7 protein-coding genes and 1 pseudogene are annotated in these 7,233 nt (G+C 67.6%); 5 read left to right on the top strand and 3 right to left on the bottom strand.

What is annotated here, in order from left to right; all coding sequences use genetic code 11:
- The coding region (locus OXC99_12735; GenBank protein ID MCY4625847.1) for a GTP-binding protein at positions 1-1,489 on the bottom strand (1,489 nt) is incomplete at its 3' end.
- 144 nt (positions 1,490-1,633) lie between these two features.
- On the opposite strand from OXC99_12735, the gene OXC99_12730 reads away from it, so the two are divergent.
- Together OXC99_12730 and OXC99_12725 are read left to right on the top strand one after the other, a co-directional pair.
- Positions 1,634-2,125 (top strand): hypothetical protein, encoded by a 492-nt coding sequence (locus OXC99_12730; GenBank protein ID MCY4625846.1) that lies wholly within the window; start codon positions 1,634-1,636, stop codon positions 2,123-2,125.
- A 306-nt stretch (positions 2,126-2,431) separates the two neighbouring features.
- Positions 2,432-2,776, top strand: coding sequence for a hypothetical protein (locus OXC99_12725; GenBank protein MCY4625845.1), 345 nt, complete (start codon positions 2,432-2,434; stop codon positions 2,774-2,776).
- A 76-nt stretch (positions 2,777-2,852) separates the two neighbouring features.
- On the opposite strand, the gene OXC99_12720 is transcribed toward OXC99_12725, so the two are convergent.
- Positions 2,853-4,181, bottom strand: a complete 1,329-nt coding sequence (locus OXC99_12720; protein ID MCY4625844.1) for a phage portal protein — start codon at positions 4,179-4,181, stop codon at positions 2,853-2,855.
- 270 nt (positions 4,182-4,451) lie between these two features.
- Between OXC99_12720 and cysC the strand changes: the two are divergent.
- A pseudogene (cysC, locus tag OXC99_12715) lies at positions 4,452-4,982 on the top strand (adenylyl-sulfate kinase).
- 135 nt (positions 4,983-5,117) lie between these two features.
- Positions 5,118-6,263, top strand: a complete 1,146-nt coding sequence (gene sat, locus OXC99_12710) for a sulfate adenylyltransferase (protein MCY4625843.1) — start codon at positions 5,118-5,120, stop codon at positions 6,261-6,263.
- 7 nt (positions 6,264-6,270) lie between these two features.
- On the opposite strand, the gene OXC99_12705 is transcribed toward sat, so the two are convergent.
- Positions 6,271-6,480, bottom strand: a complete 210-nt coding sequence (locus OXC99_12705) for a type II toxin-antitoxin system HicB family antitoxin (protein ID MCY4625842.1) — start codon at positions 6,478-6,480, stop codon at positions 6,271-6,273.
- A 109-nt stretch (positions 6,481-6,589) separates the two neighbouring features.
- Between OXC99_12705 and lspA the strand changes: the two genes are divergently transcribed.
- Positions 6,590-7,174, top strand: a complete 585-nt coding sequence (gene lspA, locus OXC99_12700) for a signal peptidase II (protein MCY4625841.1) — start codon at positions 6,590-6,592, stop codon at positions 7,172-7,174.
- Positions 7,175-7,233 lie beyond the last annotated feature (59 nt).

Raw genomic sequence — 7,233 nt, 5'->3', positions numbered from 1 at the left:
CTCCCGTGGGTAACTCGCCCGCGGTATCCGCGGCCGGCCCCGCCCGCGGCGGGCTGTGGGCGGAGTGGCCGTGGCCGCCAGACTGCTGCTTGGGGCGGGGCTCCCCCCGCGTGGTCCCGCCGATGGTCTCGCGGTAGGGGACCTTGGGCGTCTGGAGCAGCAGGTTGACGCCGAACTTGCGCTGCGCCCGCTGGATCACCACGTCCAGGTGGGCGTCGCCCATGCCGGAGAGCAGGGACTCGCTGGTGCTCTGGTCGCGGACAAAGTGCACGCTCGGGTCCTCCTCAGAGAGCCGTTGGAGGGCGGAGCCCATCTTGTCGGTGTCGCCCTTGGTCTTGGGGTAGACGGCCATCGTGTAGATGGGGGCGGGGAACTCGATGCCCACAATCTTCACGGCCCCATCCCGCGTCGTGAGCGTATCGCCCGTCGTGGTCTCAGCCAGCCGGCCCACGGCGCCGATTTCGCCGGCGGCCAGCGACGCCACCTGCTCCTGGCTCTTCCCCATGGGGACGAAGAGCTGCCCCAGCCGCTCCGAGCGCTCCTTTTCGGGGTTGTAGACCTCCGTGTTGCTGTTGAGCGTGCCGCTGTAGACCTTGAGGTACGTCAGCTTGCCGACGTACTGGTCCGCGGAGGTCTTGAAGGCTAACGCCGCCAGCGGGCCGTCGGCGTCCACAGGGTTCTGCGCCTCCAGCGGCGAGGGGGCCAGCGCGACGATGGCGTCCAGCACCTCGCCCGCGCCGACGTTGTGCGTCGCCGAGGCGGCGAGCACCGGTACGGCGGTCCCGTTGATGACCGCGCGCCGCAGCGGTCCCAGCATCTCCTCGTCGGAGAGGGTGCCCTCCTCGAGCCATTTGGTGGCCAGCTCGTCGTCTGTCTCGGCGATGGACTCGACGAGGGCCTCGCGGGCCTGCTCGTAGGCGTCCTGCGCCTCGGCCGGAACGTCGTCCGGCGCGGGGATGACGTTGACGACGTCCTTGAAGTTGTGGTCCTGCCCGACGGGCACCTGGAACGCAAAGCACTCGCGCCCCAGGTTGTTGCGCAGGTCCTCCACCGTCGCCATGAAGTCCGTGTTCTCCCGGTCGAGCTTGTTGACGACGATGATGCAGGGGAGGCCGTGGCTGCGGATCTCGCGCCACATCTGCTCGGTCCCGACCTCGACGCCGGCGCCCGCCGCGACGACCAGCACCGCGGCGTCGGCTACGCGCAGGGAGGACAGGGCGTCGCCAATGAAGTCGAAGTAGCCCGGGCTGTCGAGCAGGGTGACCTTGTGGCCGCCCCAGGCGCACGGAAGGATGGAGAGCTGGGTGCTGCTGGTGCGCTTCACGGCCTCGGGCTCATAGTCGCCGGTGGTGGTGCCGTCCTCCGTCCTGCCCATGCGGGTGATGGAGCCGGAGGTGAAGAGCATCGCCTCGGCGAGGGACGTCTTGCCCGCGCCGCTATGCGACAGCAAGACAATGTTTCGCAGCTTGTCAGAGCTGAAGGGGCCCATAGGAAATACCTCCTGAGACGGGAATTGGTTGATTCTAGCCAACGCCCGTAGCGGGCGCAACACCCCTGACACACACGCCTTGCGCGTAAGGTAGCCGCACGGCCACCCTTCCCCTGTCCGAAACACAATGGCAGAGGAGGAAGCATGGACCCTGAACAGGAAGCCCAAGACGTCACAGTGGACGAGCCGGCGCAGACTGAGGCCGGGGAGGTCGAGGCAGGCGACGCCACTCCCGCGGACGACACGCCGGTGGGGGAAGAGCGGCTGCAGGCGCTCGAGCGGCAGGCCGGGCAGGCGCGGGAGGAAGCGGCCGCCAACAGCGAGTTGGCCGCCGCGCTGCGGGCGCAGCTCACAGACGCCCACGAAGCCTACCGCGCGCTGTTGCTGCAGCGAGACCCGGACGTGCCCGCGGAGCTCGTCGGCGGTGAGAACATCGCCGAGCTTGAGGCATCCTACGAGCGGGCCTCGGCGCTCGTAGAGCAGCTGCGGCTCCGGGCCGTCGAAAAAGCCGCCCGCGACGCCGAGCGGGCGGCGCAGGAGCGGGTGCCGGCGGGCGCCCCGGCGCGCCGGGGCGCAGACCTGGCCAACCTGACGCCGCAGGAAAAGATCATGCTGGGGCTTCAGCGCGGGAATTGACCATAGAGATTCGTAAGGCTCATCGTATACTTGCGAACAATACAGACACACTCTTGATTGAAAGCCCCGGCTGTCCGCCGGGGCTTTCGCATGATTCTTGCGTACATTATATTGGCGATCGTGTTGAGAAGGATTGCTACACGATTAAATGTACGCTGCACCTCAAGTAATCCACGCAGAGAAAGTATCGACTTTGTTCCGGTTATGGTATATCCTCTGCCCCTGAAAAAGGCTCATGTGTGACAGCTATGACGATAAATCACCGAATAGATTGCGTTCCAGTTGCGGGGAATAGGAGGAGGCAACATGCTCTTTGTCAACCTGATGACGCTCAAGGCGCACTTGACGCGGCAGCAAATTGACCAGGTTTCCCAGCGCCGGGCGCGGTGGCGCGCGCCCAACGGCCTGAGCCTCGTGGCCGAATACTGGGTCCAGGGTTCGCCCCAGGTCATCAGCATCGTCCAGGCGGAAAGCGTGGGCCCGGTGCTCGCGGCGAACTACCCCTGGACTGACGTGTTCGACATCGAGACCCACCCGGCGATGTCCGTCGAGGACGGCCTGCGCGCGCTGCAGGTGGCCGGCATCATCAAGCGCAGGGGCCGCCGCCCCAAGGCGCTGATCGAGGCCATGCGCGCCGCCTCAGAGGCGTAAGCCTCAGCGGTTCTTTCGCAGAAGCGGTCTGGTGGAAGCTCCCGGCAAAACGCCGTGAGCTTCCCTGCTTTTGCCGTCAGTTCGCCGAGCCCGAGGAGCGCGACTGTTCCTCGTCGCGAACGCGCGCCAACTCTCCCTCCGGGTCCGCAACCCCCAAGTTGGCCATCGCCCGCAGCCGGCTCTGCAGGCCGGCGTTGACCATGCGCTCCTCCTGCTGCACCAGCCTGTCGCGGTCCTGCGGCAGCGCCGTGCCCCACGTCGTGCGCAGCCGGACGGGCCAGCACACCTCGCCCGTCCGCTGCTGGTGGATGCGCAGCGCCATCTCCGCCCGCTGCCGGTACACGCTGTTGCGCAGCAGCCGCTTGCGGGCCACCCGCTGCACCATCGGGTACAGCTCCATCTCCAACGCCACCCCGGACAGGTCGCGCCCGCTGTCGCCGAAGGCCGTCCGCGGCGTCTCTGAGAGGTCGTGGAGCACGCGGTAGAGCAGCTCGATGTACTCCGTGTGCAGCCGGACGCCGCCGCCCTGCAGCAGGTCCAGCAGGTAGGCGCGCGCCCGCTCCGGCACCTCCCACACCGCGCCCGGCTGCACCGCGATGTCCTGCGACTCCTCCACCCCCTCCAGCACGGCGATGGGATTGCCCGACAGCTCCAGGATGGTCGAGAGCTGCGAGAAGGCGCGGTTGATCTCCCGCTGCGGCTCCATGAGGGCGGTGATGTCCGCGCTGCCCCAGAACTGCTTGGGCTCGCGCAGGTTGGGAAAGACGACGTAGGGGATGAAGCCGTAGGGGTTGGGGCGCTCCTCCTCCAGGGCGTTGCCCACCCACAGGCTGAAGCGCTCCGCCGTCCACGCCTCCACCACGACGGCCTCGGACCCCGGGGGCGTGACGCCGTAAAGGATCTCCGTCTCCTCCGCCGTGAGCCTGTAGCGGCTGGCGACGCGCCACACCCTCGAGACGTCGTCCCCCACCCACCACGCGAAGAGGCCCTGCACGTCCGGCGACGTAATGCGCACACCGGGGCCGACGCCCGCGGATGTCGAGGGCTCCCACGTGACCTTGTAACAGCCGTCGCCGAGCACGGCCGCGTCCAGCTCCGTCTCAAAGTCCAGCTCTTGCAGGTCGTTGGCCTCGGCGACGCCGAGCAGGACGCGCCGGGCAGCGGCGGCTCGCTCCTCGGCCTCCGCGGAGTCGTCCGACGGCTCGACGGCGACGTGCAGCCCGGCGAGGAGCGCCGCGGTGACCTTGTGGGCGAAGGTGCGCACGTAGTTGAAGGTGAGTCGCCGCTCGCGCCGCCGGGGAGACCCCGGCCAGTGCGCGCCCGAGTAGAAGGACAGGTTCTCCTGGTATGCCCGCATCCGGGCCGCGTCGCGTTGTTCAAGCTGCTGCGGTAGCGATAACGTCATGGGTGTCGACCTCCGTCACAGATTTCAGGGGTGCGAAGGTCAGTGTGTCGAGGCGCCGAGCTTACGCACAAGCACGCCGTGTCAGGGTGGCGGGGAGGAAGTCACACTGAGACCCGTTATCCCGCATGGAGTATGCGGTTTGCGTATGTTGCGAACGTGTACCATAATGGACACGCAATGTGTACCCACTAAGCATTCACGCGCACCGCAGGCCCTCGGCCCCCCGCGGCATTCCCTCAGCCCATGATGCGCCCCAATTGCAGAAGGAGTATGCCTGTGTCCAACAAGGGATTTACAGTCTGGCTCACGGGGCTGCCCAGCTCCGGCAAAAGCACGCTCGCCGGTCTGCTGGCGGTCGAGCTGCAGGGCCGAGGCCACCCCGTCGTCAACCTGGACGGCGACGAAGTCCGCATGCGGCTCTCCAAGGGACTCGGCTTCTCCAAGGAGGACCGGGACGAGAACATCCGGCGCATCAGCTACGTCGCGCGGGTGGCGTCGGACATGGGCGGCGTCGCGATCACCAGCGCCATCTCGCCCTACCGCGAGATCCGGGCCGAGGCCCGCGCGGAGATCGCCCAGTTCGTCGAGGTCTTCGTCTCGTGTCCCGTCGAGGTCTGTATCCAGCGCGACGTGAAGGGGCTGTACAAGAAAGCCCTCGCCGGTGAGATCAAGGGCTTCACCGGCATCGACGACCCGTACGAGGAGCCGCTGGACCCCGAGCTCGTCGTCCACACCGACAAGGAGTCCGAGGAGGAGAGCATCGGCTACATCCTCGGCACGCTTGAGCGCCTGGGTCTGCTTTCCGCATCCGAGAACAACGGCCGCGCCCCGGCCGCCGCCGTCAGCGCAGAGAAAGGCGGCGCTGCCGCCGTCAGCGATGACGAGCGGGAGCACGCGCTGACGAAGCTCCGGGGCCTCGGCTACCTGGAGTAGAGCATGTTGCCCGCACCCCACGGAGGAAAACTCGTCCGCCGCGTCCTGACCGGCGACTCCCAGGCGCAGGCCCTGCAGGAGGCCGCGTCGCTGCCCACCGTCAACGTCTCGGCCGACGTGGTCTCTGACATCATCAACATCGCCACCGGCGCCTACAGCCCGCTGGAGGGCTTCCTCGACAGCCGCAACCTCGGGAGCGTGCTCGACTCCAACCACCTGTCGGACGGCACGCCGTGGACCATCCCCATCGTGCTGGACGTCGAGCCGGAGCAGGCGAAGGGACTGCCCGACCGCGTGGCTCTCGCCGCGCCGAACGGGCGGCAGGTGGCCGTCATGCACGTCACGGACCGCTACGGCTACGACAAGGAGCGCTACGCCCAACACGTCTTCGGCACCACGGACGCGGACCACCCCGGCGTCGCGGGCCTGCTGGAGCGGCACGACACGCTGCTCGGCGGCACCATCGACCTCGTCGCGGAGCCGGAGGCGGCGTTCCCGTCGTACACGCTGGACCCCATCGAGACCCGCGTGCTCTTCGAGGCGAAGGGCTGGCGCACGGTCGTCGGTTTCCAGACGCGCAACGTGCCCCACCTCGGCCACGAGTACGTGCAGAAGTCGGCGCTCAGCTTCGTCGACGGCCTCTTCATCAACCCCGTCATCGGCCGCAAGAAGTCGGGCGACTTCACGGACGACGCCATCCTGACCACCTACGAGGCGCTGCTGGAGAACTACTACCGCCCGGAGCGGGCCGTCATGGCGGTGCTTCGGACGGAGATGCGCTACGCGGGGCCCAAGGAGGCCATCTTCCACGCCATCGTGCGCAAGAACTTCGGCTGCACCCACTTCATCGTCGGGCGCGACCACGCGGGCGTCGGCAGCTACTACACGCCCTACGCGGCGCAGGAGATTTTCGACGACTTCCCGGACCTCGGCATCACGCCGATGTTCTTCACGTCCTTCTTCATGTGCCGCAAGTGCGGCAGCGTGGTGAACGAGAAGACCTGCCCCCACGGCCCCGAGCACCAGGAGCAGTTCAGCGGCACGCTCCTGCGCAACCTGATGACCAGCGGCGAGGTGCCAGAGAACGGGCTCATTCGCCCGGAGGTCGCCAAGGTCCTCATAGAGCACCCGGACCCGCTGGTGGGGTAGGGGGGCTCTAGGCGGTCGCTTCCACGAGCTCGTAGGTTTGGGGTTCTGGAACGGGGAGGCCCTCTTCCCGCAATGCCTCGATGTAAAGTTCAATCGCCTCCAGGATGAGGGCGTAAACCTCATCTCGCGTGTCGCCCACGGCCACGCACCCCGGCAGGTCAAGGACCTGGGCGCCGAAGCTGGTGGGGCCCTTCTCAATGATCACCGAGTAGCCCATGGAGTTTCTCCTTAATCTAACCCCGCCTGTTTGAGGATAGCACCCCATATCCTCGGAGAAACATCCTTGCTATCCTGAGTACACTCACACACCAGGGGCATCGATAGCCGTGCAGCAACCCGTCACGCAACGTCCCTTCCTTCTGACCGACACCCTCGCGATGCTGGTCTTTGCGCTGGCCCTCGCGGCGGACCAGTTCTCGAAGGCGCTGGTGCGCGAGGGCCTTCGCATCGGCGAGTCCGTGCCCGCCGAGGGGTTCTTCCGCCTCACGCACGTCACCAACAGCGGGGCCATCTTCGGGCTTTTCCCCAATCAGGCCGTCGTGATGACGGCGGCCTCCGTCGTGGGCATCGGCGTGCTGCTGTACTTCTACCACGCCCACGCCGGCGGCGACTGGCGCGTTCGCGTCAGCATGGGGCTGCTGCTCGGCGGCGCCGTCGGCAACCTCATCGACCGTCTCGTGCTGGGCCGCGTGACCGACTTCCTCGACGTCGGCGCGTGGCCGGTGTTCAACCTCGCCGACTCCTCCATCGTCACAGGCGTGATCATCTTGGCCGTCGTCTACCTCTTCCCCAACTTCCTCGCCCGGCGGCGCGAGAGCCCGCAGGCGCTCACCGAAGATGCCGCGCCCGCCGACGCCAACCCAGACGCCGCCCTCTCGACCGGCGGAGGGCAGCCCGCCGATGACGACTGACCCCCGCCGCAATGCACTATCTGCGGCGGGCCGCCCCCTCCCCCCCGCGCCGCCCGGCG

The sequence above is a fragment of the Chloroflexota bacterium genome, assembly GCA_026713825.1.
In the GTDB taxonomy this organism is placed as follows: domain Bacteria; phylum Chloroflexota; class Dehalococcoidia; order Lucifugimonadales; family UBA1127; genus UBA1127.
Note: the sequence above shows the minus strand (reverse complement) of the source record. Positions and strands in the feature narration are given on the sequence as shown.